22 protein-coding genes are annotated in these 25993 nt (G+C 71.4%); 10 read left to right on the forward strand and 12 right to left on the reverse strand.

Features of this window, described 5'->3' with window-relative positions:
- The first annotated feature begins 225 nt into the window (after positions 1 to 225).
- The 4 genes from NW895_RS23365 (at position 226) to NW895_RS23380 (ending at position 4375) form a co-directional block, all read left to right on the forward strand.
- Entirely contained in the window at positions 226 to 1254 is a 1029-nt protein-coding gene (locus NW895_RS23365) for a DUF2156 domain-containing protein (protein ID WP_289937766.1), read from the forward strand.
- A gap of 55 nt (positions 1255 to 1309) precedes the next feature.
- On the forward strand, positions 1310 to 1510 hold the full coding sequence (locus tag NW895_RS23370) for a hypothetical protein (protein ID WP_289937767.1): 201 nt from the start codon (positions 1310 to 1312) through the stop codon (positions 1508 to 1510).
- A gap of 158 nt (positions 1511 to 1668) precedes the next feature.
- A complete protein-coding gene (locus tag NW895_RS23375) occupies positions 1669 to 2775 on the forward strand; it encodes an acyl-CoA desaturase (RefSeq protein WP_289937768.1) in 1107 nt (368 codons plus the stop codon).
- A gap of 214 nt (positions 2776 to 2989) precedes the next feature.
- Positions 2990 to 4375 (forward strand): MFS transporter, encoded by a 1386-nt coding sequence (locus NW895_RS23380; RefSeq protein ID WP_289937769.1) that lies wholly within the window; start codon positions 2990 to 2992, stop codon positions 4373 to 4375.
- Between the two features lie 128 nt (positions 4376 to 4503).
- On the opposite strand, the gene NW895_RS23385 is transcribed toward NW895_RS23380, so the two are convergent.
- A complete protein-coding gene (locus NW895_RS23385; protein WP_289937770.1) occupies positions 4504 to 4779 on the reverse strand; it encodes an acyl carrier protein in 276 nt (91 codons plus the stop codon).
- A gap of 203 nt (positions 4780 to 4982) precedes the next feature.
- Here NW895_RS23385 and NW895_RS23390 point away from each other — a divergent pair, with 203 nt between their 5' ends.
- From NW895_RS23390 to NW895_RS23400, 3 genes are all read left to right on the forward strand, one after another.
- Positions 4983 to 5513 (forward strand): flavin reductase family protein, encoded by a 531-nt coding sequence (locus NW895_RS23390; protein WP_289937771.1) that lies wholly within the window; start codon positions 4983 to 4985, stop codon positions 5511 to 5513.
- A gap of 152 nt (positions 5514 to 5665) precedes the next feature.
- The gene (locus tag NW895_RS23395) at positions 5666 to 6841 is read left to right on the forward strand and encodes a cytochrome P450 (protein ID WP_289937772.1); all 1176 of its coding nucleotides are present in this window, start codon (positions 5666 to 5668) and stop codon (positions 6839 to 6841) included.
- 435 nt (positions 6842 to 7276) lie between these two features.
- A complete protein-coding gene (locus tag NW895_RS23400) occupies positions 7277 to 7405 on the forward strand; it encodes a hypothetical protein (RefSeq protein ID WP_289937773.1) in 129 nt (42 codons plus the stop codon).
- 559 nt (positions 7406 to 7964) lie between these two features.
- Here NW895_RS23400 and NW895_RS23405 read toward each other — a convergent pair.
- The 8 genes from NW895_RS23405 to NW895_RS23440 form a co-directional block, all read right to left on the reverse strand.
- Entirely contained in the window at positions 7965 to 9917 is a 1953-nt protein-coding gene (locus NW895_RS23405) for an acetolactate synthase large subunit (RefSeq protein ID WP_289937774.1), read from the reverse strand.
- A gap of 20 nt (positions 9918 to 9937) precedes the next feature.
- The gene (locus NW895_RS23410; RefSeq protein WP_289937775.1) at positions 9938 to 11278 is read right to left on the reverse strand and encodes a dihydrolipoamide acetyltransferase family protein; all 1341 of its coding nucleotides are present in this window, start codon (positions 11276 to 11278) and stop codon (positions 9938 to 9940) included.
- Positions 11250 to 12230 (reverse strand): alpha-ketoacid dehydrogenase subunit beta, encoded by a 981-nt coding sequence (locus NW895_RS23415; protein ID WP_289937776.1) that lies wholly within the window; start codon positions 12228 to 12230, stop codon positions 11250 to 11252. The genes NW895_RS23410 and NW895_RS23415 overlap by 29 nt, the downstream gene beginning before the upstream one ends.
- 2 nt (positions 12231 to 12232) lie before the next feature.
- Positions 12233 to 13312: a pyruvate dehydrogenase (acetyl-transferring) E1 component subunit alpha gene (gene pdhA, locus NW895_RS23420; protein ID WP_289937777.1), complete on the reverse strand. Its 1080-nt coding sequence runs from the start codon at positions 13310 to 13312 to the stop codon at positions 12233 to 12235.
- Between the two features lie 536 nt (positions 13313 to 13848).
- Entirely contained in the window at positions 13849 to 14409 is a 561-nt protein-coding gene (locus NW895_RS23425) for a DinB family protein (RefSeq protein WP_289937778.1), read from the reverse strand.
- Between the two features lie 205 nt (positions 14410 to 14614).
- Positions 14615 to 15634 (reverse strand): polyprenyl synthetase family protein, encoded by a 1020-nt coding sequence (locus tag NW895_RS23430; protein WP_289937779.1) that lies wholly within the window; start codon positions 15632 to 15634, stop codon positions 14615 to 14617.
- Positions 15631 to 16617, reverse strand: coding sequence for a terpene cyclase (locus tag NW895_RS23435; protein WP_289937780.1), 987 nt, complete (start codon positions 16615 to 16617; stop codon positions 15631 to 15633). The genes NW895_RS23430 and NW895_RS23435 overlap by 4 nt, the downstream gene beginning before the upstream one ends.
- Before the next feature lie 33 nt (positions 16618 to 16650).
- Entirely contained in the window at positions 16651 to 18018 is a 1368-nt protein-coding gene (locus NW895_RS23440) for a cytochrome P450 (protein ID WP_289937781.1), read from the reverse strand.
- 1301 nt (positions 18019 to 19319) lie between these two features.
- Here NW895_RS23440 and NW895_RS23445 point away from each other — a divergent pair.
- Complete coding sequence (locus tag NW895_RS23445; protein ID WP_289937782.1) at positions 19320 to 20180, forward strand: oxygenase MpaB family protein; 861 nt, start codon at positions 19320 to 19322, stop codon at positions 20178 to 20180.
- A gap of 403 nt (positions 20181 to 20583) precedes the next feature.
- On the opposite strand, the gene NW895_RS23450 is transcribed toward NW895_RS23445, so the two are convergent.
- Positions 20584 to 20919 (reverse strand): hypothetical protein, encoded by a 336-nt coding sequence (locus NW895_RS23450; RefSeq protein WP_289937784.1) that lies wholly within the window; start codon positions 20917 to 20919, stop codon positions 20584 to 20586.
- A 336-nt stretch (positions 20920 to 21255) separates the two neighbouring features.
- Between NW895_RS23450 and NW895_RS23455 the strand changes: the two genes are divergently transcribed.
- Both NW895_RS23455 and NW895_RS23460 read left to right on the forward strand, forming a co-directional pair.
- Positions 21256 to 21549, forward strand: coding sequence for a DUF1905 domain-containing protein (locus tag NW895_RS23455; protein WP_289937785.1), 294 nt, complete (start codon positions 21256 to 21258; stop codon positions 21547 to 21549).
- 309 nt (positions 21550 to 21858) lie between these two features.
- Entirely contained in the window at positions 21859 to 22731 is an 873-nt protein-coding gene (locus NW895_RS23460) for a calcium-binding protein (protein ID WP_289937787.1), read from the forward strand.
- A gap of 22 nt (positions 22732 to 22753) precedes the next feature.
- Here NW895_RS23460 and NW895_RS23465 read toward each other — a convergent pair whose 3' ends face one another.
- Both NW895_RS23465 and NW895_RS23470 read right to left on the reverse strand, forming a co-directional pair.
- A complete protein-coding gene (locus tag NW895_RS23465; protein WP_289937789.1) occupies positions 22754 to 23494 on the reverse strand; it encodes a hypothetical protein in 741 nt (246 codons plus the stop codon).
- 403 nt (positions 23495 to 23897) lie between these two features.
- Positions 23898 to 25802, reverse strand: a complete 1905-nt coding sequence (locus NW895_RS23470) for an NAD-binding lipoprotein (RefSeq protein ID WP_289937790.1) — start codon at positions 25800 to 25802, stop codon at positions 23898 to 23900.
- Between the last annotated feature and the right edge of the window lie 191 nt (positions 25803 to 25993).

A 25993-nucleotide genomic window follows, 5' to 3' on the forward strand; every position in this document is an offset into this window, starting at 1 on the left:
TCGGTCCCCGATAAGCCACTCCGGGCACCTCTCCATTCGTTCCCGGGATTTCCCTTTCCTCTCCCGGTCACGACATCAACGTTCCCACCCGGCCCTGATATGCCCCTGACGGGCCGCTGACACCCGCCTGGGACACCACGATTACCGCTCTGCCGAGACTCGAATATCCAGTGCTCTACTTCCCTGAAGTCCAGTGTCGATCCAGAGCGGGAAGGAAAAGACTCGATGCCTTCGGCACCAACGTTGGAGAACACCGCACCGGACAGGCCGGCGGTGCACGACACCGTTCTGAAAGCCATCAGCACACACACCCAGGCCGAAAACCCCAGCGCCTTTCTGGCGATGAGCCAGAACACCAGCGCCTTCACCGCCCCCGGCCTCGACGGCGTCATCGCCTACCGCAAGGCAGGCCGCTACCTGGTCCAGTTCGGCGGCCCCTTCGCCGCACCGGACTCCTACCGCCCGCTGCTCGACGCGTTCGTGGACCACGCCCACAGCCAGAACCTGCAGGTCGTCTCAGCCCAGCTGCAGCACCACGACGCGAAGGTGTACGCCGAACGCGGCTTCACCGTCAACCAGTTCGGCTCCTCCTGGGCCGTCCACCTGCCCGACTTCACCCTGCGCGGCACCCGGTTCATGCGGATGCGCAACAAGATCTCCCGCGCCTTCCGCAGCGGACTGACGGTCAGCGAGGTGCCCGCCGACGGCATGACGGACGCGATCCGCGCCATCGACACCGCCTGGCTGGGCTCCAAGGGCGAACAGGCGCGCCCCCTTGAGTTCCTCGTCGGCGAACTGGGCGGACCGGCCCAGCAGCACCGCCGCCTCTTCGTCGGCACCATCGACTCCAAGGTCGTCGGATACATCTCCTACTCGCCCGTCTACGGCAGCAGGGCCGGCTGGATGCACGATCTGAGCCGGCGCATCCCCGGCGGCACACCGGGCCTGATGGAAGCCATCAACTCCCACGTCATCGAGGTCCTGCGCTCCGAGGGCACCCAGTGGCTGCACTTCGGCTTCACGCCCTTCACCGGCCTGGACACCGCCCACGAACTGCCCGGCCACAGCCCGGCCTTCCAGTGGCTGATGCACTTTTTGTGGGACCAGGGCGCGGCCCTGTACCCCGCCCAGACACAGCTCGCCTACAAGGAGAAGTGGGCGCCCGAAGCGCCGATCTGCGAATACGTGGCCTTCGACGGCCCGGCCTCCGTCGCGGCCTTCGCGCACATCTTCCGCGCCTGCAACGCCTTCTGACCCCCGCCCGTCTGCCTGGCGCCCGCGCGGCGCAGAAAGGAACCCCCACCCCACCATGTCCAGCGACCACCACACCCCCACCGACGCCGGCGCCGCCCCCACCGGCACCGAGGCCCTCCAGCAGCAGCTCGTCCAGTGCCTGATGGACGTCATCGCCGCCCCCGACGACGCGGGCACCGCGCGCGCCGCGGACGACGTCCTCAGCGCCCTGGACGCCCGGCTCACCGACGGGCGAGCCGGCTCCGCCGCGGCGTGAACCAGCCGCGCCCCACCCCGCCCACGGCCGGCCGCGCGCCCGAGCGCCCCGGTGTTCCAGGACGCCATCAGCGTCTCATCAGCGCGGTGTCCGACCCTCAAGCGTGCTTCCATCCGGCGCCCGGCGCCGGGATACGTCCTGCCCAAGGAGATCCTTCTATGCAGTCTCCGAACATCAGCGAGACACAGTCAGGCACGGTACGGCAGCTCGATCCCGGCCTTGCGGTCGCGACGGGGGAGCTGAGCAGCAAGGGCGCCTCCGCCAGCTTCGCCGAGCTGCTCAAGCGGGTGAAGGCCGAGGGCCTCCTTGACCTCGACCCACGCTACGACTACCGCCGGCTCGCCCTGAACATGTCTCTCATCACGGCCGGCCTGGTCGCGTTCTTCCTGATAGGCCCTTCCTGGTGGCAGATGCTGGTCGCGGTGTGGATGGGCCTGTGCGGGGTGCAGAGCGCCTACATGTGGCACGAGGTCGGCCACAAGGCCATGTTCCGTGACAAGCGCATCGGCACCCTGACCGCCTACTTCCACGCCAACTTCTTCTCCGGTGTCAGCTACGCCTGGTGGGTCAACCACCACAACCGCCACCACAGCCACCCCAACCACATCAGCCTCGACCCCGACATCGGCCGCCGTACCGCGATCTTCGACATCAAGCAGTACGCCGACCGCACCCCCGTCCAGCGGTTCATCGTCCGCCACCAGCGGGTGCTGTTCTTCCTGCTCCTCGTCCTCGAGGGCTACAAGATGGAGAAGACCACGGTCAAGGAGCTCGCCAAGTCCGGCGCCAAGCACCGCCACCTGGAGATCGGCCTGGTCGTCCTGCGCACCGCGATCTACCTGACGGCCGTCTTCACCGTCCTGACCCCGCTGCAGGCCGTCGCCTTCATCCTCGTGCAGCACGCCGCGCTGGGCATCTACTTCGGGCTGATGTTCGCGCCCAACCACAAGGGCATGGAGGTCCGCGACGGCGAGAAGGAGACCCTGGACTGGCTGGAACGCCAGGTCCTCACCTCCCGCAACATCCGCCCCAACTGGTGGATCGACTTCCTCTACGGCGGCCTCAACTACCAGGTGGAGCACCACCTGTTCCCGACGATGCCGCAGCGCAACCTGGCCCGCGCCAGGGAACTCACCCGCGAGTACTGCGCCGAACGCGGCATCCCCTATGTCGAGGTCGGCTTCTGGGAGTCCTACCGGCAGGTCGCCACCTTCCTGCACGAGGTGAGCGAGCCCACCCGCCGCAAGGAAAAGGCAGCCGCCTGACACCCCCCACCGCACCACACCCCCCCACAAACACACCCCACCCCCCACCCACACCACTCCACACTCCGCCGGACCGCGTCACCCCCCACACACCTGCCTGACCCCCCCCCCCCCCCCCTTTTTCCCGCCTCCGCCCCGGCCGGCCGCCGGGGCGGAGGCGCATCCGACCCGCTGGAACCGAACCACTAGACATCGTTCAGGAGCTCTGAGCCCCATGGCACAACCCACGGCGCTGCGGGAAAGACCCGAGGCGGCGCCCACCATCGGCGACCGGATCGACCGGATGCCGCTCACCCCGACCCACCGCAGGCTCACCGCCGTGGTCGGTGTGGGCCTGCTCTTCGACACCTTCGAGAACAACCTCGCCGGCACCATCTCCAAGGTCCTGCAGGAAGACTTCGCCTTCAACGGCACCACCCTGAAACTGGTCCTCGCCTCCGCGTTCATCGGCCAGTTCGTCGGCTCCGTGGTCCTCGGACGCGTCGCCGACCGCTACGGCAGGCGCCGCGCCTTTCTGATCAACCTCGCGCTGTACTCGGGCTTCTCCCTGCTCGGCGCCTTCTCCCCGAACGCCGCATGGCTGATCGTGACCCGCTTCTTCGCCGGTGTCGGCATCGGCGCCGAACAGTCCCTGTCGGACTGCTACCTGGCCGATGTGCTGCCCGCCAAGCAGCGCGGCCGCTATACCGCCTGGGCCTACACCCTGGCCTTCTGCGGGGTGCCCGCGGTCGGCTTCGCCGCGCTGTGGCTGGTACCGCTCAGCCCGTGGGGCATCGACGGCTGGCGCTGGCTGTTCGTGCTCGGCGCCCTCGGCTCGGCCGTGGTGTGGATGCTGCGCCGCAACCTCATCGAGTCCCCGCGCTGGCTGGCCGCCAACGGCCAGGAGCGTCAGGCGGAGCAGCTGGTGGCCCGCATGGAGGCCGAGGCGGGCACAAACACCGCCCCGCCGCTCGAGCAGGCCCCGGCACCTGCCGCAGCCCCTGCCGCGCCGGCGCCCGCCGCCCGCCTGCGCGATGTCTTCCAGGCCCGCTTCCGGCGGCGTACCGCCATGCTGTGGGTGTTCTGCACGCTGTCGGTGGTCGGCTACTACGGTTTCGGCGCACTGGCCCCGCAGATCCTGGCCGCCAAGGGATACGACGTGGTGACCAGCATCGGCTTCGCGGCCGTCTCCTTCCTCGGCTACCCCATCGGCGCGCTGCTCACGGTGCCCGTGATGGACCGCATGCAGCGCAAGCAGCTGGTCGCCCTGTCGGCCACGGCCATGGCCCTGTCCGGAATCGGCTTCGCCTACGCCCGGTCGGCCACCCTCATCCTGTGCTGCGGCATCCTCTACACCCTGGTCAGCAACATCTTCTCCACCGTCAGCCACGTCTACCTGGCCGAGCAGTACCCCACCGCGATCCGGGCAGCGGCCACCGGAGTGGCCTACTCGCTGTCCAAACTCAGCGCCGCGGCACTGCCGTTCGCCCTGCTGCCGGTCCTCGACACCCACGGCCCCGGCGTGATGTTCGCCGTCATCGCCGCCGCCATGGCCCTCCTGGTGGCCACCGTCCTGCTGCTCGGCGGCCGCACCACCGGCGTCTCCGTCGACCGGGACTGACCCCGCCCGCCGGATCAGGAGCCGCCGGATCAGGAGCGGGCGGCACGAGGAGCGGGCGGGGCCGGATCCCTTCGGCAAGAAAAGGGATCCGGCCCCGCCCGACGCCCGGCCGGCCGGCCAGGGGTGCCTCAGCTGCCGACGACCTCGCTCTGCTCCTCGGCCAGGAACGCCGCCATCGACGTCAGCGTCGAGTACTCCAGCGCCACGCTCGGGTCCAGCACCAGACCGAGCTTGTCCTCGATGTCCCCGAGCAGGCCCAGCGCCGCCACCGAGTCAAGGCCGTACTCGACGTACGGCACGTCGGGATTGATCTGCGAAATGGGCAGGGACACCTGGGTGCCCAGCCTCTCCGTGAGCCAGCCGAGAATCTCGCTCTCGGACATGACCGGCTCCCTGTCCGCCATGAGCAGCTCCTTACGTGTCCTCACGTGGTCCGTCGGCATCTGCCTACGCCCAAGATTGCCTGTCGTCCTCCCATCCTGCTCCCCGCCGCTCAACCCCGGCTTGACCGGCCGCCTCCGGCCCGGCCCGCTCCCCGCGTTCTCCAGCACCTCTTGAGCACTCCTTGGCATCGTCTGCCCCGATCGGCCTTTACGGAGGGATCCAGATGAGTCCAGATCCACAGCCCACACCGGCAGCCGCCGACGCCCAGGCGTTCAAGGACGCGATGGCACTGCTGGCCGCCCCCGTCTCGGTGGTGACCGGCCTGGACACAGCCGGCCGGCGCTGGGGCTTCACCGCCAGCTCGGTGTCGTCGGTGTCCCTCGACCCGCCGCTGGTGATGGTCGGCATCGCCCTCACCTCCAGCTGCCACGCCGCCATGGCCCAGGCCGGCGAATTCGTCGTCAACCTGCTCGGTGAACACCACCGGAGCCTCGCCCAGCGCTTCGCCACCAGCGGCGTGGACCGCTTCGCCCAAGGCGGCTTCGGCGCCTGGGAAGGCCAGGCGGCGCTGCCGTACCTGCCGGACGCCAAGGTGCTCCTTCGCTGCCGCACCGTGGACGTCATCCGGGCAGGCGACCACGACCTGCTGCTCGGCACCCCCCAGCAGATCCGCATCCGCGACGAAGCGGCACCGCCCCTGCTGTGGTACCAGCGCCAGTTCCACACCCCGGTGCCCGCCACCGCCACCGCCTGAAGAACCCGCCGGCCACACCCCCCGCCCCCCGACCCCCCACAGCCGTCCGCCGCCCGGAGCGAAGGCCGTCAGCCGGCCATCAGCAGGGCGTCATGCGGCGTGCCTACCGTGGGCCGCCCCAGGACCGGCCACGTACCCAAGGACGTGTGAACATGGCGAACCCCACTTACCCCATGGCCCGGCAGTGCCCGATGTCCCCGCCTCCCCAGTACGCCACGCTCCGGGGGCAGGGACCGGCCAAGGTGGACCTGCCCGACGGCGGCTGGGCCTGGCTGCTCACCAGCTACAGCGATGTCCGGCAGGCGATGAACGACCCGCGCTTCAGCTCGGACGACAACAAGATGGCCCGCGCCCGCACCGAGCTGCCGCCGAACGAGAACCTGAACTCCTTCTGGCGGACGGACGAGCCGGAGCACAGCAGGCTGCGGCACATGATGATGACCGAGTTCACCGCCCACCGGATCAAGGAATGGCGCCCGCGCATCCAGGCCCTGGTGGACGAACTGCTCGACCGCCTTCAGACCCTGCCGCGCCCGCTCGACCTGTACTCCGAGTTCTGCCTGGCACTGCCCACCCAGGTCATCGCCCAGCTGCTGGGCGTACCGCAGGAGGACTACCGCACGTTCGCCGAGCAGAGCCGCACGATCCTCAGCCTGGACCGGCCCGAGGAATCGTGGGCCGCCTACTACGCGATGAACGACTACCTGAACGGGCTCATGGCGCAGAAGGAGCGCGAGCCGCAGGACGATCTGATCAGCCGTCTGATCGTCGACCGGGTGCTGACCGGCGAGCTGGCCCGGGACGAACTGCTGCCGATGGTCCGCTTCATCCTCGTCTCCGGCTACGAGACCACCACCAGCCAGATCGCGCTCAGCGCCCTGACGCTGATGACCAACCCTTCCGTCCGCGCGCAGCTGATCGAGGACCCGCAGCGCATCACCGCGTTCGTCGAGGAGTCACTGCGGTTCTGGTCCGTCTCGCAGGACAACGTGCTGCGGGTCGTCGATGAGGACATGGAGTTCTCCGGGGCACGCATGTCCGTGGGCGAACTCGTCGTCCTGGCCGTCCCCGCCGCCAACCACGACGCGTCGGCCTTCCCCGACCCTGAGCGCTTCGACCTCGACCGCGGCGAGAACCGGCACGTCGCCTTCGGCTACGGCACCCACCTGTGCGCCGGCGCCTCCCTGGCCCGCCGCGAGGTCGACATAGCCATCACCTCCCTCCTGGCCCGCTACCCCGACATACGCCTGGCCTGCGAGGTCGAGGAACTGACGTTCCGCCAGAAGAGCCTGGTGTACGGCCTGGAGAGCCTGCCGGTGACCTGGTAGCACCCGGGCCTCCCACCCCCCCCGGGGGGGGGCCTTGGCGGCAGCGCACCCGGCCGGTGCGCTGCCGCCCCCTGGGGCGCGCCCGCCGCGCCCCCTGTGAACCCGACCGCCGCCGGGCCACGGTCCGCCCTGGCGGGACGGATGACCGCACGGTGAACGCGACCGGCCCACAAGGCCCCAAAGCGCCGTGCCGCTCCCACCGGGGCGGCTGTCACCGGAGGGTCTGACCGGCCGCTGTGCGTCCGCACCCCACGACGCGCAGCGGCCGGCTTCTGCGTTCCGGCGCCCTTCTGCGTTGCCCCCGCCCCCTTCCGTCGTGCCCCCGGTCTCCAGCCGGTCTTGAGCGGCTGTCCACCGTGATCGGGCACGGTGCTCTGATCGGCACCCCGCCCGGGCGCGGCTGCGGGCGGCGGACCTTCGATGAGGGGAGACCCGGTGAACGACGAGTCCCAGGACCACGGCAGGCCCTTGTATCCCTGGCCGGCCCCGCCGCTGCGGCTGGCCGGTGTCGACGACGACGCGGCCGTGCTGGACGAGCCGCACATCGTCCGCGGCATCGACTGACCGCTTCCGCCCCGCCCGGCCGCCGGTGGTGTGCGCTGCCTCGGCGGGGCTGCCCGGCACCCGCGTGGCCCGCTCCAGCTCGGTTGCGGCTTGGCCCGCGGCTCCCGCCCAGCCGCGTTCACCAGGCCCGGCTCAGCCGGCACCGGCCCGGCCCGGGCGCGATGCGGCGGTTCCTCGACGCCGGCGAGTTCCGGCCCCGACCACGCGCCCGGGGGATCACCGGCCGGTTCCTGGCGGAGACGGCGAGGGACGGCGCCCGCAGGGCCGCTCTGCGGCCCGGGGCGGGCGCATGCCCGGGACGGCCAGGGGCGTCACCGCCCGCAATCGCGGGCCGCGCACTCCGGCGGGCGCGCACGGCCGCCGCCTGCCGCCACATCGCCTGCCGTCACATCGGCCGCGGCCACAGCGGCCGTGGCCGGCGGGCGGCGGCCTGCTCGTGTTGGCCGCCGTTCTCCTCGGGCGTCCCCTCGTGTGCGGCCGTACCGTGAGCGCCGCCCGGCGCGGGCATGCCGGCAGCCGCCCCGGCCAGGGGGCGGCCGTCACGGTGCTGCGGGCTGTGTTATGGCGTCTGGATGCGGCGCGGCAGGTCGGCTTCGGTGCCGTCGAAGTCGGGGCGTACGCCGTGGGCGGCCATGATCTGGTCGTTGGAGGTGCCGGCGGCCACCATCGGCCACACCATCGCGTCCTCGTGGACGATGAAGTCGACGACGACGGGCCGGTCGTTGATCTCGTTCGCCTGGGTGATGACCGCATCGAGGTCGGTGGCGTCCTCGCAGCGCAGCGCGACGCAGCCCAGTGCCTCGGAGAGTTTCACGATGTCGGGGATGCGGGTGCCGTGGCGGGCGTGCCGGCTGGCGCCGATCTGGGAGCCGGCCCGGTGCCCGGTGTGGTCGGCGTGCAGGACGGTGTTGGAGTACCGGCCGTCGTAGAACAGGCTCTGCCACTGGCGGACCATGCCGAGGGCGCCGTTGTTGATGACGGCGACCTTGATGGGGATGTCGTTCAGGGCGCAGGTGGCCAGTTCCTGGTTGGTCATCTGGAAGCAGCCGTCGCCGTCGATCGCCCACACGGTCGTGTGCGGGCGGCCCGTCTTGGCGCCCATGGCGGCCGGGATGGCGTATCCCATGGTTCCGGCGCCGCCGGAGTTCAGCCAGGTGGCGGGGTGTTCGAAGGCGATGTAGTGCGCGGCCCACATCTGGTGCTGGCCCACGCCTGAGGCGAACACGGTGCCCTGGGGGGCGAGTGTGCCGATGCGTTCGATGACCTGCTGCGGGGACAGGCTGCCGTCGCGGGGCAGGTCGTAGCTGAGCGGGTAGGCCGCGCGCCAGCGGCCAAGCTGCTGCCACCAGGTGGCGTATCCGCTGCGGGCGGCCTGACCGGTGTGGCCGCGCTGGTGCTCGGCGCGCAGGGCCTGCGCCAGGTCGGCGATGACGGCGCGGGCGTCGCCCACGATCGGCACCTCGGCGGCGCGGTTCTTGCCGATCTGGGCGGGGTCGATGTCGGCGTGCACGACCTTGGCGTGCGGGGCGAAGGAGTCGAGTCTGCCGGTGACGCGGTCGTCGAAGCGGGCGCCGAGCGCGACGATGAGGTCCGCTTTCTGCAGTGCGGCGACGGCGGTGACCGCGCCGTGCATGCCGGGCATGCCCACGTGCAGCGGATGGCTGTCGGGGAACGCGCCGAGCGCCATCAAGGTGGTGGTGACCGGTGCCCGGGTGAGTTCGGCGAGGGCTTTGAGCTCGGCGGTGGCGCGGGCCTTGAGCACGCCCCCGCCGACATACAGCACGGGCCGTTCGGCCTGGGCGATCAGCCGGGCGGCCTGGCGGATCCGGCCGGGGTGCGGCCGGGCCGGTGCCTGGCCGGGCCGCGGGGTGCGGGCAGGGGGCGGGTAGGGGGTTTCGGCTTGCAGGGCGTCTTTGGTGATGTCGACCAGGACCGGGCCGGGGCGGCCGGTGGAGGCGGTGCGGAAGGCCTCGGCGATCGCTGCGGGGATGTCCTTGGCGTTTGTGACCAGGACGTTGTGTTTGGTGACCGGCAGGGTGACGCCGATGATGTCGACTTCCTGGAAGGCGTCGGTGCCCAGCAGGTGGGCCGGCACCTGGCCGGTGATCGCCACGAGGGGGACGGAGTCGAGGTAGGCGTCGGCGAGGGGGGTGACGAGGTTGGTGGCGCCGGGGCCGGAGGTGGCCATGCACACGCCGACCTTGCCGGTGGCCTGCGCGTATCCGGTGGCGGCGTGCCCTGCGCCCTGCTCGTGCCGCACCAGGATGTGGCGGATGGCGGCGGAGTCCATCAGCGCGTCGTAGGCCGGCATGATCGCGCCGCCCGGGATGCCGAACACCGTCTCGCAGCCGGCTTCTTCCAGGGCGCGCACGAGGGCGCGGGCGCCGGTGAGGGGGGTGCTGTCCGGCCGTGGGGGAGTGCGGGGTGGGGCGGCGGGTGGGGTGCTGTGGACGGTGCCGGGGACGAGGCGGTCGTCTTCGGCGGGGTGTGAGCGCTGGGTGGTGGCCTTCATGGTGGTGTCGCCTCGCTCCCTCAGGACCATGTGATCAGCCGGTTGGGGTCCTCAAGGACGGCCGCGGTGTCGGCGAGGACCTTCGAGCCGAGCTCTCCGTCCACCAGCCGGTGGTCGAAGGAGAGCGCCAGGGTGGTGACCTGCCGGGGCTTGACCTTGCCGCGGTGCACCCAGGGCCTGGGCCTGATGGCGCCGGCCGCGAGGATCGCACTCTCGCCGGGGTTGAGGATCGGTGTGCCGGTGTCGACGCCGAAGACGCCGATGTTGGTGACGGTCACGGTGCCGCCCTGCATCGCCGCCGGGGCGGTGGTGCCCGCGCGTGCGGTGCTGACGAGGTCGTCCAGGGCCCGGGCCAGTTCGGGGAGGGTCTTGGCCTGGGCGTTTTTGATGTTGGGCACGATCAGTCCGCGGGGGGTGGCTGCGGCGATGCCGAGGTTGACGTACTGCTTGTGGACGATCTGCTGGGCCGCCTCGTCCCAGGCGGCGTTGACGGCGGGGTTGCGGGCGATGGCGGTCAGCAGGGCCTTGCAGATCAGCAGCAGGGGAGTCAGGCGCAGGCCGGTCATCTCCGGGTCCTGCCTGAGCCGTTGGAGGAGTTTCATCGTGCGGGTCACATCGACGCTCACGAATTCGGTGACGTGCGGTGCGGTGAAGGCCGATGCGACCATGGCGCGGGCCATCGCCTTGCGCACCCCGGTGACGGCGACGCGTGTTTCCCCTGCGGCGGTGTCCGCTCCCGGCGCCGCCGCGGGGGGCTGGACGGCCGCGGGGGGCGCGGCCGGCTGGGGCGGGGCCGCGGCGGCGTGCGCGGCGTGTACGTCGTCGCGGGTGACGGTGCCGCCGGGGCCGGAGGGGATGACGGCGCGCAGGTCGACACCGAGGTCCTTGGCCAGTTTCCGCACCGGCGGCTTGGCCGGCGGCCGCGTCCCGCCCGCGGCGCCCGGCCCGCCGGATGCGGCGGCGGGGGCCTTGCGGGCCCGTCGCCGGGCCGGTGCGTCGGCGACCCCGTACCCGACCAGGACCGGCCGGCGTGGTGCGGCGGTTTCGCTCGGCCGGCCGGTGCCGGCCGTTTGGTCCGTCTCCTGCGCGACGGTGATGATCACGGTGCCGACGGCGACGGCCGTCCGCTCGGCCACGAGGAGCTCGTGCACCACCCCGGTGTAGGGGATGGGCAGTTCGACGACGGCTTTGGCGGTCTCCACCTCGCACACCACCTGCCCGTCGGTGACCTCATCGCCCGGCTTGACGTACCAGGTGAGGATCTCGGCCTCGGTCAGTCCCTCGCCCACGTCGGGCAGGGTGAACTCACGCACCACAGCTTCCGCTCTCCTCTCAGTACGCCAGTGCGCGGTCGACGGCATCCAGCACCCGGTCCAGGTCGGGCAGGTAGGCCTCCTCCAGCCGCGAGGGCGGGTAGGGGCAGTGGTAGCCGCCGACCCGCAGCACGGGGGCCTCCAGGTGGTAGAAGCTGCGTTCGGTGATGCGGGCGGCGATCTCGGCCCCGGAGCCGAAGAACACCGGTGCTTCGTGCACGGTCACCAGCCGGTGCGTCTTTTCCACCGAGGCCTGCACGGTGTCGAAGTCGAGGGGGGACAGGGAGCGAAGGTCGAGGACCTCGACCGATGTGCCTTCCCCGGCGGCGACGTCGGCGGCGTCCAGGCACACCTTGACCATCGGCCCGTAGGCGGCCAGCGTCAGGTCGCTGCCGTGGCGGGCCACCACCGCGCGGTGCACGGCGGCGGGGGCGGCATCGACGTCGACCTCGCCCTTGTCCCAGTACCGCCGTTTCGGCTCGAAGAAGATCACCGGGTCGTCGCCGGTGACGGCCTGCTGCATCATCCAGTAGGCGTCGCCGGCGTTGGACGGTGTCACCACCTTCAGGCCCGCCACGTGCGCGAAGAGGGCCTCGGGCGACTCGGAGTGATGCTCCACGGCGCCGATGCCGCCGCCGTAGGGGATGCGGATGACGACGGGCAGCTTGATCCTGCCCAGGGAGCGGGCCCGCATCTTCGCCAGCTGGGTGACGATCTGGTCGTAGGCGGGGAAGACGAACCCGTCGAACTGGATCTCCACCACGGGGCGGTAGCCGCGCAGGGCGAGCCCGATGGCGGTGCCGACGATGCCGGACTCGGCGAGCGGCGTGTCGAGCACGCGCTGGTCACCGAAGTCCTTCTGCAGGCCGTCGGTGACGCGGAAGACGCCGCCGAGCCTGCCGACGTCCTCACCCATCACCACGACCTTCGCATCGGCCGCCAGGGCACGGCGCAGCGACTCGTTGATCGCCTTCGCCATCGGCAACGTCGTCACGGTCATGGTCACTTGCCCCCGTCCCGGGCGTCGGCGAAGGAGGCCTGGTAGGCGGCGAACTGGGCACGCTCCTCCTCGACGAGGGCGTGCGCGCCGGCGTACACGTGCGCGAACAGGTCGCCGGGGCGGGGGTCGGGGGTGGCGCGCAGCCGCGTGCGCAGGTCCACGGCGCGCTGTTCGCACTGGGCCGCGACGGTGTCGAAGTAGGCGCCGTCGGCCCAGCCCTGGTGCTCCAGCAGCGTCCGTACGCGGGCCAGGGGGTCGCGCCGTTTCCAGTACTCGACCTCTTCGGCATCGCGGTAGCGCAGCGGGTCGTCGGAAGTGGTGTGCGCTCCCATCCGGTAGGTGAACGCCTCGATGAGGGTGGGGCCTTCGCCGTCCCGGGCCCGCTCAAGCGCCCACCGGGTGACGGCCAGGCAGGCCAGGACGTCGTTGCCGTCGACGCGGATGCCGGGGAAGCCGAAGCCGTCGGCGCGCTGGTGGAGGGGGACGCGGGTCTGGCGTTCGTTGGCCTCGGAGATGGCCCACTGGTTGTTCTGGCAGAAGAACACGACGGGGGCGTGGTAGACGGCGGCGAAGTTGAAGGCCTCGCTGACGTCGCCCTGGCTGGTCGCGCCGTCACCGAAGCACACAAGGACGGCGCCCGGCGCGCCGTCCTTGGCCAGGCCCATCGCGTATCCGGTGGCGTGCAGCACCTGCGAGCCGATGACCAGGGTGTAGAGGTGGAAGTTGTTCTCGGCCGGGTCCCAGCCGCCGTTGCTGACGCCGCGGAACATCCGCAGCACCTCCAGCGGGTCGACGCCGCGGCACAGGGCGATGCCGTGGTCGCGGTAGCTGGGAAAGACGTAGTCCGCCGCGCCCAGGGCGTGGCCGGCACCGATCTGGGCGGCCTCCTGCCCCAGCGAGGACGGCCACAGGCCCAGCTCGCCCTGGCGTTGCAGAGTGACGGCCTCGGCGTCCAGCCGGCGGCTCAGCGCCATGTCGTGGTACAGCTTTCTGAGGCTGTCGGGGGAGAGCTCGACCTCGTGGTCCGGGTGGGGGGTCAACTCCCCTTCGTGGGTGAGGAACTGCACGGTTGCCGTTGTCACGCGAGCCTCCCTTGCACGCCGTGAGGACCGCTACGGCCCTCCTCCAGACTGTGACGGGAACGCGTGGAGTCCCACTTGAAGGGTTCTGAAGCTGACACCGCCCCCGGCCGCGGCGGCCGGTGCCCGGTCCGGCGGGGAGGATGGGTGCCGGCGCCTTGTGAGGCCCGTCCGTGTGACGTCGCCCGGCCGGGCGTCAGGACACGAGGCGGTGCCGCCGGTGGGACGCGGTTTCGTGCGGGCGGCGGGCAAGCCGCCGGGGCGCGGGGCTGCACGGTCATCCCCGCGCACCGCGCAACGTGTGCGGGCATACGACGGCGGCGGCCTGCGGGGGGCTGACCACCGGTCAGTGCCCCGAACCCCCCCCGGGCGTGTGCCGGCCGGCGGGCGGGAACCCGCCTGCGGCAGCACCCCGCGCACCGTCCCCGCCACACCCCCTGGGGGCTTGCCGCCGGCGAGAGGGCGCCCGGCCCAGGGCCCGGCGCCCGCCGCGTCCCGCACCAGCCGGGGCGGGCAGTCACCTCACCGCCGGGGGTCTGCTACTGCCCTACCCGGCCGTCGATGCGTTCGCGCAGCAGATCCGCGTGCCCGCAGTGGCGGGCGTACTCCTCGATCCGGTGGACCCACAGCTCCCGCACGGCGATGCCGTCCCGGCCCACCCGCGCGCCCAGGTCCGGATACCCGGCCAGCACCTGATCGGTGGCCGCCTGTTCGCGGGCGAGATCGGCGAAGGCGCCCTCGACCACCGCCTGTTCGGCGACGGCGTGCTCGAAGTCGGCGTCCCCGGCTCCGTACAGCTTCGGTGCCGGATGGTGCGGCAGGATCCAGTTGCGCCAGTCCCGCTCCACCTCGGCGAGATGACGGACCAGGCCCAGCAGGGACATGGTCGACGGCGGCACCGACCGGCGTGCCAGTTGCTGCGGGTCCAGCCCCTCGCACTTCATCTGCAGGGTCAGCCGGTAGTTCCGCAGGAAGTCCTGCAGCGTGGCCAGCTCACCGTCCGGGCTGGGCCCGTCATTGTTGCGGGGGTCTTCCCCGGGGTCCGCCCACATGTCGGGGTGGACGCTGGCCTGGCTCCATCGCTCGGGCATGTCGCTCACCGGGTTCACGATGGGTGAGCGCCCCCCTGCGGTGCAAGCGGGTATTCGGGCGGGCGCGGCCCGCAGCACCGGCGGGCACGCCCCGCAACCCCCCGCCCCGGGGAGCACACAAGGGGGCGGCCCCCGGCGGGGCGCGGGTGTGCCGGGCGTCGCCACCGGCCGGCGGCCCGGCCCCCCGGGCCGGCGGCCGGCTGGCAGGGGGCGGTTACCAGCGGCGGCGGGTGACGGCTTCGGCCAGCAGGGTCAGGGCGTGCGCGCCCTCGGGCGCCGGATCTGCGGCCGCCAGCGCGGCCAGGGCCTGGGTGCGCTGCCGCTCGGCTTCCTGTTCGGCCCAGGCCCGTCCGCCCGCCCGCTCCACCAGCAGTGCCGCTTCACCGATCTCCTCCTCGCCCATCGGCTCATCGCTGCGCCGGTACAGCTCGGCGAGCCGGTGTGCGTGCGCACTGTCGGCGGACAGGGCCGCCACGACCGGCAACGACTTCTTGCGCCGTCTGAGGTCTGCTCCGACCGGCTTGCCGGAGACCGCGGTGTGGCCCCAGATGCCCAGGAGGTCGTCGACGAGCTGGAACGTCAGCCCCAGGTGGTGCCCGAACCGCCGCAGCGCGTTCGTCCGCGCGGGGGACGCGTGGGCCGCCATGGCTCCCAGCACGCAGGCGCTGGACAGCAGTGCGGCCGTCTTGCCCGCGGCCATGGCGAGGCACTCCGTGAGGGCGACGTCCGTGCGCTGCTCGAAGTCGCAGTCCTCGCTCTGCCCGGCGACCAGGCACAGCAGTGCCGAGCACAGCTCCTGCAACATCGCCGGCTCCTCGGCGAGCACTTCCATGGCGATGACGAGCAGTGCGTCGCCGGTCAGCACCGCCTGGGCGTCGCCGAACAGCGACCAGACCGTCCGGCGGCCGCGGCGCAGCGCGTCGCGGTCCATGAGGTCGTCGTGCAGCAGGGAGAAGTTGTGCACCAGTTCGATGCCGGCCGCGGCGGTGACGGCCTGTTCGGCAGCCACGCCCATGGCCTGGGCCGAGGCGAGGACGAGTGCTCCGCGTACGCCTTTGCCCCAGTCGCCGGCCGAGGGGTTGCCGTTTTCGTCCCGGAAGCCGAAGTGGTATTCCGCGACGGCGCGCGTGCGTTCGGGAAGCCGGTCCACCGCCTTGCGCAGGGCGGGCTCGGTCAGCTGGCGTGCCCGGGACAGAAGCTCCCAGGCATCGTGCTCGCAGGGCGCTGTGGTCACGGGCGGCCCGCTTCCATCAGCGCGGTCTCCACGTATCCGTCCTCGTGCTGGGAGCGGTAGCGCTTGGTCCGCTGCGACCAGTCCAGATTGCCCCGCATCCAGGTCCGCATCCCGGCCAGCGCCGGCCGCAGCCAGGGCGCCTGGCCGCTCGGCCCCTGCCGGAGCCTGTCCTCGGCCTGCAGATACTCCTCGGTGCGCCGGCCGATGGCCGCGTGCACCTCCTCAAGCGCCCGCCTCTCGTCGAGCCGCCGGTGGTGCTGGATGACGTAGACGAGGTTGTGGACCTCACCGAGTGAGCGTTCCTTGTCCAGGGAGTAGACGTCGTTGACCCAGCACACGACGTCGCATGCGGCGTCCAGCGCGCTCTGGAAGTCGGGTGTGCCGTAGGCGTGGGCGGGGATCTCGGTGTTCTCCGCGATTTCTATGAGGTCCATGCACACGTAGATGGCGCCGGTGTGACGCCGGTTGGCGATGTAGGACTCCTCGCTGGGGACCGATCCGCGCAGCCGGTTGTCGGCCTCCCACACGGTGGCCGCCGTCAGGCACTGTTCCAGATGGTGCGCGAAACGCGCCCGCCACGCGGCCGAGGCGTCTTCGGCGGTGCGCCGCCACAGGTTTGCCAGTGCCCCGACGACCGGCGGCGCAGCCGCTGCCGGACCGGCGGGCGGCGCGTCGAGGACGTGGCGCATCAGCTTGACCGCGTGCGCCATGCGCTGCGGGGACCGGCCGAAGTCGCTGTCGTCGAGCTGGTCGTCCACCAGGAACAGCCACGCGAACCAGTCCGCCATGAGCTGCAGCCGTTCGGCGTCGGCCGTGGGATACACCAGCGCCGCGAACCAGCCGAAGTCGGCCCGCTCGAAACGCCGGCGTGCCCGGGTGCTGCGCAGCAGGCCGCTGTCGCTGGTCCAGGCGGCCAGATGCTCGCGGGCCGCTGCGGCGTGGGGGTTGACGGAGAACGGAAACGGGCAGGTGAGGTCGTTCACAAAGAGCTCCAGGGGTGCGAAAGGCGTGGACGCTCAGCGGTGGGCGAGCCGGAGGTGGACCCCGCCGCGCGGGTGCAGGGTGATCAGGGGGTCGGGCTCCACGGCCGGCGCGCCGGCCGGCAGCACCAGGCGGTGGCCGCGTGCCACCGTGGCGAGCACCAGGACGAGTTCGGTCAGGGCGAAGTGCTTGCCGATGCACACCCGCTGGCCGCTGCCGAAGGGGATGTAGGCGTGCTTGGGGCGTTCGGCCACCCGCTCGGGCGTGAAGTTGTCCGGGTCGAAGGTCTCCGGGTCGCTCCAGAAGTCCGGGTGCCGGTGCAGCAGGTAGCTGTTGAGCAGGATGTTGCTGCCGGCCGGGATGCGGTATCCGGCGATGACGTCCTCTTCCCGGGCGTGGCGCATGGTCTGGTACGCGGGCGAGTAGATGCGCAGCGTCTCGTCGATGACCATGCGCGTGTACGTGAGCCGGGCAAGGTCCTCGAACCGCGGAACCCGCCCGGCCAGGACGCGGTCGACCTCCTCGTGCAGCCGTGCCTCGGCCTCGGGGTGGCGCGCCAGCAGGTAGAAGGCCCATGACAGGGTGTTGGTGGTGGTCTCGAAGGCGCCGATGCACAAGTTGAGCACCTCGTGATGGAGCTGCTCCACATCCATGCCGACGCCGTCCTCGTCGACGGTGTGCAGCAGCAGGGTGAGCAGGTCCGGCGCCGCTGAGCTGTGTCCGGCGTCCTCACCGTCGAGACGCTTTCTGATCACGCCGGAGACGAAACGGTCCATGCTGTCGATGGCCTGCCGCAGCCGGCGCCGCCGGGGCGTGGGCCAGGTCAGCGGCGGGAAGGGGAACCGGAAGAACGAGCCGAGCTCGCTGTTGGCGATGCCGAAGGCCCGCTCGAAGTCCTGCGCGGCCTGGCTGACGTCGGCGCTGAACAGTGAGCGGTTGACGATCCGCAGGGCCAGCTGGCCTATCTCGTCGGTGACGTCCAGCAGTGCTGCGTCCTGCTGCGGCCGGCTCTCCCAGCGCTTGAGCATGTGCACGGTCTCGCTCGTCATGTTGTCGGCGAACGCCGAAACCGTGCGCGGGGTGAAGTGGGGGGCCATCATGTGGCGCTGCCGGCGCCACCGCTCCTTGTCGGCGACGGCGATGAGCCCGTCCCGCAGCACGGGCCTGACCACCTTGAACAGGGTGGCGTTCTTGTCGTACCGCGCCTCTGCGTCCACCAGGACGTGCCTGATGTGATCGGGATGGTTGACCAGGATCATGGGCAGGCCCAGGGGCCGGAACTGGAACAGGTCACCGTGCCGGTGGACGCCGTCGGCCAGGAAGCCCAGCTGGTCCCGTCGGAAGGCGAGCACGCCGCCGAACAGGTCCTTGGAGCCGGCGGTGGGGAGTTCTTGAAGGGCCATGAGGGTCAGCGACTCCGTCCATGCGGGTGAAGGGGGTGCGCGGGGCGCCGGGTGAGCAGCGGCGCGAAGCCGTGCGGGCGGCGCGCGGTGCCGGGGCCGGTGTGCGGGGCCGGGCGGTCACCGCCGTGATGACGAGGAACCCGGCCGGGGCCGGGTGCCGGCCGGCGCGGTGGCGGGCGCCGGCGCCCAGGGACCGGCACAGGCGGCGCGGCCGCCCGGCACGCACCCGGGGCGGCCGAACGCCGGGGCCCGACCGCCCGGGACCGGGCCCCCACCGCCCCGCGCGTGCACCCCAGCGCGTTCCCGCCGTGCCGCGCCGGGCAGGCCGGCACCAGCATCACCACCGGCGTGCCGCCCAGGACAACGGCAGCGAGGCCGCCGTGCTCCCGGACGGTGCCGCACGGAAAACCGGCCCGGTCACGGCGGAACGCCGCCGGCCCGGCACGATTACCACGCATCACCGACCGCAAAATGCGCCACACATCAGACACCGGACAGCGCCATCCGGCAAGCCTTCACGGACATACCAGAAACAGCAACTCGGACGTGCACGGATCAACTCCTCACCATGTCTCTCGCAATCCGGGCACGCCGGAATACGCACCGGGCACCGGCACGCCCCGGCGCCCATCCGGTCATGAGCCGGCCGGGATTTCTGAATTCGGCCCGCCGGAACCCAGGGCGCACTGCACGAATGCACCACCGGTGTGCCGTCAGGAATAAGCGGCAGATCCGCCCGCGGCGGACGCCGTCATGGAAAATGCGCGAGCGGCGCACTTCAGGAGCAGCAGAAGCCGGACATCACCGCAGCAGGCGGCACTGTGCGGCATCACGCCGAACGGTCATCGCAAGGTGCCGGTCACCCGATGCGACCGGGTGCGCCGAAAACGAACAGCCGGCATTCGAAATCCCCCGTTGGTTGAGACCTGACCCGCGTAGATCCGCGGAGTGAGGGGATCGTAACACGACGCAAGAGAGGCGTCATTAAAGAATTAATAAAGTCGCGATTGTTCCGATGTGAACGCTCCGCCTCCTTCGTGCACGGTAAGCACCACATAAGAAGGAATATCGCAGGCGTTTAATAATCAGCACACCGCGGCGAGTCAAGTGCATATCTGGCCGAGATCATATAGCAGCCCAAGCCCGCACCCCGCAGGAAGCCCGCCACCTACGCACGGGCATGTCGCCGCATTCCCAGGCCCCGGGCCGGCCACCGCCCCGCAAGCACCCCCGCACCACGCGCGCGGACACCTTCCCCTGAACATGCCGGACACTGAAACCAGGGGAGGAGGAGGCCAACGATGCTGACGGACGTACGCCAACACCTGGGCAGCGCCCTGTTCCACCGGGTGGCAGGCCCCGACGGACCGGCCACCCGCGCCCGCATCCACCTGACACCGGGCCCGCGCTGGTTCGGCCCCGACCGCCCGATCCGCACCGTCCACGGCGACGCCTCGATGTTCATCGGCGGAATCAGCGCCCTGCTGCTGCAGTCCCTGCACCCGCTCGCCATGGCAGCCGTCGCCGCCCACTCCGGCTACCGCGGCGACCCCTGGGGCCGGCTGCAACGCACCAGCACCTTCCTGGCCGTGACCACCTACGGCACCGCCGAGGACGCCCGGCAGGCCGTCGACCACGTCCGCGCCCTCCACGCACACATCCACGGCAAGACAGCCGAGGGCCTGACCTACCACGCGGCCGACCCCCACCTGCTCGGCTGGGTGCACGCAGCCGAGACGGACAGCTTCCTGCGCGCCCACCAACGCTACGGCGCCCACCCCCTCGACGCCGCCGGCTACGACGCCTACGTCACCGACACCGCCTACGTCGCCCAGGCCCTGGGGGTGCCCCACCCGCCCCGCGACCGCCAGGACCTCTCCCGGCACCTGGCCGCCTACCGGCCCGAACTGCGGACCACCCGCGAAGCCCGCGCCGCCGCCCGCTTCCTGCTGCTCCAGCCCCCACTGCCGCTGGCCGCACGGCCCTTCTACGCCGCTCTGGCCGCCAACGCCGTCGCCCTGCTCCCGCCGTGGGCCCGCACCATGCTGCAACTGCCCCGCATCCCCGTCGTCGAAGACATCGCCGTACGCCCCGCAGGCCACATCCTGACCCGCACCATCCGCTGGGCCATGACCCCGCCGCCCCGCCCGCGCACGCACTGACCCCGCACACCCCCGGAAAAAAGAGCTGTGCCCGGCCGCCGGGCCCGGCCGCCGCCCAGAGCTTCACCGGCCGAACCTGGCACCGGCCGAACCTGGCACCGGCCGGGCCAGGCCCGACGGGCGGCATGCCCCGCGTCCAGGCCGACACGCAACAGGCGCCGCCTGCAAACCCCCCAAAGGGACGCGGCGCCGAAACGGCCTCGCTCCCATCCGCCGGGCCTGCTTCGCGGACCTGCACAGGCTCACCGGTACGCACCGCCCCCGGCCGCGCACGGCCCGGCGACGGTGACCGCCCTCCACGCCGTCCAGCCGGGCCAGACGACCCGCCGACCCGACCCGCCGGCCCGTGACGAGTCATCGACATCGACACCGCCCCCCAGACCCCGCGCCGCCGCAACGCCGCTCAGACCCCCGGCCCGTAACCGGGATCCGGAGACTGCCGAGGAGCCCACCACTCCACGAGCCCCCAGACCCCGCAGGCGAGCGCGGCCACGGCCGCACCTACCGCGACCCAGGGCCGGCCCGTCCAGCGCATGGTCAAACCCCACACCACCAGCGGAACCGCAGCGCCTCCGAGCACCACCAGCGGAAGATCAATCCAGAGCACGCTCAGATCACGGGCGTGACCCTCGAACCCACCCTCGACACTGATCGCGGCCCGCGGCGCCCACACAAGCGGCGCAACCGCCGCGCCGACCCCGGCAAGAAGGCACCCGGCGCCACCCGAAGCGGTGCTCATGTCCCCACCCGTGGATGTCCGCTCACACCGGCGACAGACGCCGGCAGCACAGCCCTGGTTCCCCTGAGGCGGGTGACGTCACCGACCTGCGCGGCAAGGAGTCCCCGCGCGCGGACATGGCGGGGGCTCGGCCCGCCCCAGTAGCCTCAACCTGCCGCGGGACCAGAGGCAGGCCAGGGGCGACCGCCGGACCAAGCCGCTCACGGATCCCGGCCGGCCGGAGGAGGGGGAGACCTTCCCTGTCCGTGAGTGCCTGCCGGCCGTCCTCAACGAGCAGTGGCTCAACCGCGTTCGCCGAACCCGACCTGACCGTCCGGAAGGAATGAGAGCGACCCGATGGAGTTCGTCTTTTCCAGCCAGGTGATCGAATGGCGCGGACCGTCGCCGTACTACTTCGTTCCCGTGCCGGACGAGGAGTCCGCCGACATCCGCCAGGTGGCCGCGATGGCCACGTACGGATGGGGCGTGATCCCGGTCCGAGCCCGGATCGGCCAGGTCACCTTCCACACCTCGCTCTTCCCCAGGGACGGCGGCTACCTGCTGCCGCTCAAGGCCGCGGTGCGCACACCGCACGCCCTCTCCGCAGGCGACGACGTGACGGTAGAGATGACCGTCCGTCTGCCGTCCTGAAACAGACAGCCCTCCAGGCTCGCCGGACGCCTGCAGCCGCCGGGCCAGGCCCGCGAACACCTCAGGGACCCCGCGCACGGCCATGCTGCCGCGGGAGCCCGGCGGCCGCCCCCGTGAGCACCGAGCCACGCCAGCCCCCCCCGGGGGGCCGGCACGCCCGGGCCGCCGGCCCGTGCGGCGCTCACGCACAACGATCGGGCCGGTTCGGCAGTCGTAGGAAGTGACCCACACCCCTCTCCCGCGCTCGCCCCCACCTGCCGTCGCACCTCAGGTGCCCGGCAGCAAGGCCGGTCATCCCCAGGAGGATGCATGAGCCGCTTCGCCGCACCACCCAGCGACAGACACAACGACGGACGCCACACCGCCCCGCCCATCGCCACCGCAACAGCTGCCCCACGACGCAAGCCCGTCGGCGCCGCGACAAGCCGCGCCGCCGTGGCGGGCACCGTCGCCGTCGTACTGGCGGGGCTCGGCACCCCGGCCGATGCCGCGTCCGGCACCACGCCCAGCGACCCCGTCATCACCAGCGCCACCGTCAACTCCGGCCACGACGTCATCGTCGGTATCACCCACAACGTGACCTTCCCGGTCACCATCACCGGATCGGACGACTCCGGCCTGGCTTTCGCCGACGTGGATCTCAAAGGCCCGCACGGCGGTTTCTACACCACCGACGCCTTCTGCCAGACCCCGACGGCCTGCACGACCATGTTCACCGTCAACGCCCACCCGGCCCCCGGCAGCGACGATCCGGTGGACCTGGCCAACGCCAACGCCGGAACATGGTCGGTCGACGCCCTGGCCGACGCCCACGACGGTGATTCCGTTTTCGCCCCCCGCGTGGGATCGTTCGGCCTCAAGCGTGCCGCGCGCCTCACCGTCAACGCCTCACCGGAACCGGTGACCAAGGGCGCCCCCATCACCGTCACCGGCAAACTCGTGCGGGCCAACTGGGACACCTACCGGTACGCGGGATACACGGGCCAGACCGTACAACTGCAGTTCCGCCCGAAGTCCAGCAGCACCTACACCACCGTGGCCACCGTCACCACCAGCAGCACCGGCACCCTGCGCACCACGGTCAAGGCAGCCAACGCCGGCTACTGGCGTTGGAAATTCACCGGCACCACCACCACCGGCCCGGCCAAAGCCACCGGCGACTACGTCGAGGTACGCCCCTGATCCGGCAAACACCCGCTCCCGTTCAGCTGTGCCCGCCGCGCTCGCGCACTCCGGTGATGAGCACTCCGACGGCGAAGACCAGGACGAGAACGAAGGTGGCGACGCCCAGGACGTCCTGGAGCCCGCTGGCCAGACCGCTGTAGCCGACGTCGATACCGAAGATCACGGAGCACACTCCGGCGGCAAGGGCCGGCCAGCCCAGCCGGCCAGGGAGGTGGCCACTGACGACAATCGCTGTCCCGAACAGTGCAAGGGTCAGCCCGAGCAGGACACGGAAATAACTCTGGAATCCCCACTCCAGCCAGCGCACGGTCTCGGCACCGGCAAAGCGGATGGTCTTCTCGGTCCCCGAAGCGCCGGCCCATGAGTCCACGGCTTGCTTCAGACCCACGCCGTCCAGCCCCTGCAGGACAGCCCAGACAGCGGCGGTGGCAACGGCTGCCGCGGCCGCGAGCTGCGCCACCACGGACGCCCTGCGGATGCCGCGCAGGACGCGGTACAGCACGAGCAGGCCGCTCAGCGTCACCAGGACACCGACGAACTGGCCCAGATGAACAGCGACCCAGCTGCTGCTCCGCGCGTACTTGGTGAAAATCGCCACGTGGTCGTCCTCCTCTCCCGAGGGGTGAAGACCCGCGGTCAGCAACACATTGAGCACAAAGCCCCCCAGCATGAGCGAGCCGGCCAGAGTCAGCCCGCGCTGCCGCGCGCCGGCCGTGTCCACGCCTTCGCCAACGTGCCTGTCCCCACTCATCAGCACCACCCCAGTCCTGACGCTGTCCCAGACCGACGTACGTGAGGATCACCCCCCGGCAGCCGCAGTCCTCGCACACGCGGCACCGCCTCACCCGAATGAGGTCCGATCACCGCCGATCGCGCCGGCACCGGGGACACACTCACCCCAGCCAGCCGGACCCGCCCGCAAAACCGGATGCCCCCACGACCCGCCCGACGCCGGCGCCCGGCGGCAGGCCCGACGCGACGGCCAGCGCACGCAGGCAGCACCGGGCGAGCCCGGCGGCCGCTGCCACCACCCCCGCAGCCCCGCACGCGACAACAGACCGAAGCAAGCAGCCCACCGGCCCGTGGCCGCCGCACCCCCCGGCGGGACCCGCCGCCGGCCGGCCCCCACCGGACGCCGCCCCCGGCCCTGCCAAAGCTCTGGGTCAGTCCTCGCCGACCACGACCACCTCGTCCCCGACCCTCCAGCAGCGTCGCTCGGCTTTGGGCGGATTGATCCGCACGCCATAGCCCGGACCCACCGAGGACGCGGCATAGCTCCGGTACCCGATGGCGCACTCGCCGCGCCGGCGCGCCGCAGCCACGACGGTGGCGAAAGACGCCTCACACCCCGGCAGCACGTAGTCGGCGGCCGGCCGCAAACACACCCCGGCACCATCAGCGGAGAACAACTCCTCGAACACCGCCGCCAAGCGCCGGTTCTGAGAGATCTGCGCCATGAGCAAACCGATGAGCTTGCCACTGATGATCACGTCGGCACCGGGACTGACGGGAGCCAGCGCCCGGTTGCGGTCATCGATCAGTTCCGTGACCACCCGCAGCTCGCGCCCCGTATCCGCCTCCAACTGACGCAACAGCAATAAGGTGACCAGCGTGCGATGGTCACCGCCGTCCAACGGCTGCCCCGCTCCGGCCGCCAGATCCCGCCCGACCACGATCACGCTGTCATAAGAGTGCACATCCAGACGCCGCAAGGTCTCAGCACGGGCGACATCCCCATGATGCAGCGTCAACGACAGGCCACCGCCGCGGTGCACGTCAGCCTCACCCACCTGCCGGACCGTCTCCTCACCACCGTCCGCCACCACGTCCACGACTGACCCCGGCCGCGCACGGCGACGCAACTGGTCGACTATGAGCGGCGCTCGACGATTCCAGCCCAGCAGCAGCACCCGCTCCGCCCGCGCGGGCGCCGAAGGGCCGGACACCATCACCGCCTTCTCAACCCACCGCGCACAGTCCTGCGGCCAGACGGGGTCGTCATCACGACAGATGACGATGAGCAGATCCTCCAGGCCGATGGGCGTCCGCGGCGACGGGTTGAGCAAAGGAGTATCTCCCCGCATCAGCCCCACCACGCTCGACGTCGGATAGGACAGCAGCGCCTCACCGAACGGGCGCCCGGTCAACGCCGGCTCGGCCACCAGATAGAACTCGTCACCGGCGAAATCGAGGAGTTCCTGGTACACAAGGGACAGCCCCGGCCGGCGGGCGGCCTGCACGATCAGCCGGGCAGTGACCGTATCGCTCTCCAGAACAACGCCGCCAGGCCCGGCCGCCAGACACGCGGCCAGACGGTACCGGTCGTCCCGCACCGCAGCAACGACAGGCACAGCAGTCCCCGCCCCCGCCAGGGCAGCCCTGAGCGCCAGCAACGTCCTGACCACCTCCGCATCGGCGTCGGGCTCGTCGCGGGGCAGCACCAGCACGACACCAGCCGTGGCCGGACTCATCAAAACAAGCACGGCCGGGTCGGTGGTGGGGCCACTGCGGCAGATCAACCGCGTCCGGCCGACAGGGCCCACCTTCGTGCCCAACGCCTCCTCCATCGCGGTCTTGTCCCGGTCAGCCAGCACCGCCACCGCCGCACGCCGCTGATTGGCATTGGCGGCCACCAACTCGCCCACCACCGTGAAAACCTGCTCCGACCACCCCAGCACCACCGCATGCCCCTGCTCGAGCACGGTGGAACGGCCCCGCCGCAACGCGGTGAGCCGCTCCGTGAACGCCGTCGTGATCAAGCCAACCAGCGTCGAGACATACAGCAAAGCAACCAGCGCCAGCAGCACCGACATCGCCACCCGCAGCCAATCACCCTCCACACCACCCAGCCGCAACGTCTCCGCGGTAAGACGCCATACCGCCACCAGCCGCTCCGGCACAGACGCCGGCACCTCCGGATCGGTCCACACCAGCACCGCACTGACCGGGACGACAACCGCCAGACACAACAGCGCCATCCAGCCCACAAGAGCGGAGGCACCACGAGCCAGCGTGCTGTCGAACCAGTACCGGGCCCGCTCACCGAACCACGTGCGCCGCTGCGCCACCCTTCCCCCTCCGCCGCCCGCACCCTCCCCAGGCCAGGCCGGCGCCGCCTGCCTCGCGGTCCGCCGACCCGCCGGAAAGACACGGATGTGAATACGCCTGTGGCAGTGTGGGGCAGCAACCCCAGCGGCAGACACACGTGCGCTCAGCATTCATCCCTTCGGGTCTCCCGCACCGCCCCCGCCTCCACACC

Origin of the sequence: Streptomyces sp. S.PNR 29, from assembly GCF_030386795.1 — a bacterium.
GTDB lineage: Bacteria > Actinomycetota > Actinomycetes > Streptomycetales > Streptomycetaceae > Streptomyces.

Bases quoted from the DNA above. Each gene is read 5' to 3' on its own strand.
- NW895_RS23455 (WP_289937785.1), top strand. From the start codon at position 21,256: ATGGAGTTCGTCTTTTCCAGCCAGGTGATCGAATGGCGCGGACCGTCG.
- NW895_RS23390 (WP_289937771.1), top strand. From the start codon at position 4,983: ATGAGTCCAGATCCACAGCCCACACCGGCAGCCGCCGACGCCCAGGCG.
- NW895_RS23365 (WP_289937766.1), top strand. From the start codon at position 226: ATGCCTTCGGCACCAACGTTGGAGAACACCGCACCGGACAGGCCGGCG.
- NW895_RS23405 (WP_289937774.1), bottom strand. From the start codon at position 9,917: ATGAAGGCCACCACCCAGCGCTCACACCCCGCCGAAGACGACCGCCTC.
- NW895_RS23380 (WP_289937769.1), top strand. From the start codon at position 2,990: ATGGCACAACCCACGGCGCTGCGGGAAAGACCCGAGGCGGCGCCCACC.
- NW895_RS23445 (WP_289937782.1), top strand. From the start codon at position 19,320: ATGCTGACGGACGTACGCCAACACCTGGGCAGCGCCCTGTTCCACCGG.
- NW895_RS23375 (WP_289937768.1), top strand. From the start codon at position 1,669: ATGCAGTCTCCGAACATCAGCGAGACACAGTCAGGCACGGTACGGCAG.
- NW895_RS23440 (WP_289937781.1), bottom strand. From the start codon at position 18,018: ATGGCCCTTCAAGAACTCCCCACCGCCGGCTCCAAGGACCTGTTCGGC.
- NW895_RS23460 (WP_289937787.1), top strand. From the start codon at position 21,859: ATGAGCCGCTTCGCCGCACCACCCAGCGACAGACACAACGACGGACGC.
- NW895_RS23385 (WP_289937770.1), bottom strand. From the start codon at position 4,779: ATGGCGGACAGGGAGCCGGTCATGTCCGAGAGCGAGATTCTCGGCTGG.
- NW895_RS23450 (WP_289937784.1), bottom strand. From the start codon at position 20,919: ATGAGCACCGCTTCGGGTGGCGCCGGGTGCCTTCTTGCCGGGGTCGGC.
- NW895_RS23370 (WP_289937767.1), top strand. From the start codon at position 1,310: ATGTCCAGCGACCACCACACCCCCACCGACGCCGGCGCCGCCCCCACC.
- NW895_RS23395 (WP_289937772.1), top strand. From the start codon at position 5,666: ATGGCGAACCCCACTTACCCCATGGCCCGGCAGTGCCCGATGTCCCCG.
- NW895_RS23410 (WP_289937775.1), bottom strand. From the start codon at position 11,278: ATGCCGTCGACCGCGCACTGGCGTACTGAGAGGAGAGCGGAAGCTGTG.
- NW895_RS23415 (WP_289937776.1), bottom strand. From the start codon at position 12,230: ATGACCGTGACGACGTTGCCGATGGCGAAGGCGATCAACGAGTCGCTG.